This window comes from Curtobacterium sp. B18 (assembly GCF_000333375.1).
Classification (GTDB): Bacteria; Actinomycetota; Actinomycetes; order Actinomycetales; family Microbacteriaceae; genus Curtobacterium.
Genome location: NZ_BACZ01000324.1, coordinates 1 through 1,068 on the forward strand (window position 1 = coordinate 1; position 1,068 = coordinate 1,068).

The following is a 1,068-nucleotide window of genomic DNA, read 5'->3' on the forward strand; positions in this document are numbered from 1 at the left end:
CCTCCTGTCCGTCAGGCTGGAACGTCTACGCGACGCGGCGGCTGACCGTGTCGGCCAGCGCGACGAGCTGCTCGCGCGCCGACGGCGTGAGCGGAGCCGCCTCGATGGCGGCCTTCGCGCGCTGCACGTGCCGGTCGATCGACCGCTCGACGGCCGCGACCGCACCGGACTCGGTGAGCGTGGCGCGGAGCATCTGCACCTGCGCCTCGTCCAGGTCCGGGTCGCCGAGGAGCTCGTCGAGCAGCTGGCGCGGACCACCGGGGAGTGCCTTGCGGGCCGAGGCGATGAGGACGGTGCGCTTGCCCTCGCGCAGGTCGTCGCCGGCGGGCTTGCCCGTGACCTCGGGGTCGCCGAAGACGCCGAGCATGTCGTCGCGGAGCTGGTAGGCGACGCCGAGGGGGAGACCGAAGGCCCGGAGTCCCTCGAGCTGCGCGTCCGACGCCCCGGCGACGAGGGCGCCGATGACGAGCGGTGCCTCGATCGAGTACTTCGCCGACTTGAAGACGATGACGCGCTGCGCCCGCACGAGGTGCTCGTCCTCGTCGATGGTGGGCCAGGCGGTCTCCTCGTGCACGTCGAGGTACTGGCCCGCCGTGACGTCGAGGCGCATGGTGTGGAACTCCTGGCGGACGATCCGACCACGAGCGGGGTCGAGCAGGGCGAGCCCCTCGTCGAAGACGGCGTCGCTCAGGGAGAGCAGGAGGTCGCCGAGCAGCAGCGCGGAGTTCGTGCCGTACAGCGCGCGGTCACCGACCCAGCCGGACTCCTCGTGCAGGGACTCGAACCGGCGGTGTGCGGCCGGACGCCCGCGACGGGTGTCCGAGCGGTCCATGATGTCGTCGTGCACGAGGGCCGCCGCGTGGAAGATCTCGAGCGCCGCCGCGACCGTGACGATCGCCTCGGCCGTGGTCTGCCGCGACCCCTTCGCGAGCGGGTCGAACGAGCCCGATCGTCCGCCACGGACTGCCATCCCCAGTAGCAGAACAGGCCCGGAAACCCCTTGCCCCCGACAGCAGATCCCGCGCGTAACGGTCGAACGGAGCGGGGCCGGACTGATCCCTGCGAGCC

General features: G+C 72.3%; 1 protein-coding gene. It reads right to left on the minus strand.

What is annotated here, in order from left to right; genetic code table 11:
* Positions 1 to 25 precede the first annotated feature (25 nt).
* Positions 26 to 970 (minus strand): polyprenyl synthetase family protein, encoded by a 945-nt coding sequence (locus tag I5E_RS08980; RefSeq protein ID WP_049973480.1) that lies wholly within the window; start codon positions 968 to 970, stop codon positions 26 to 28.
* Positions 971 to 1,068: the final 98 nt, after the last annotated feature.

Coding starts and splice junctions, on each gene's coding strand:
- I5E_RS08980 (WP_049973480.1), bottom strand. CDS start 970: ATGGCAGTCCGTGGCGGACGATCGGGCTCGTTCGACCCGCTCGCGAAG.